A 281-nucleotide genomic window follows, 5' to 3' on the forward strand; every position below is an offset into this window, starting at 1 on the left:
CCACCCGAGAAGAGGTCGGCGTGCCATTAGCTAGTTGGCGGGGTAAAGGCCCACCAAGGCGACGATCCGTAGCTGGTCTGAGAGGATGATCAGCCACACTGGAACTGAGACACGGTCCAGACTCCTACGGGAGGCAGCAGTGGGGAATATTGGACAATGGGCGCAAGCCTGACGGGCGCAGGGGGAGTGCCTGGGGATTTCCCCAGGCTTTTGGGGAAGGTGTAAAAAGCTCCTAGAATAAGCAGNGGGCCAGAGGGGTGGCAGTCGCCACGGGTATATCC

It is taken from the genome of Candidatus Nanopusillus massiliensis (genome assembly GCF_920984865.1).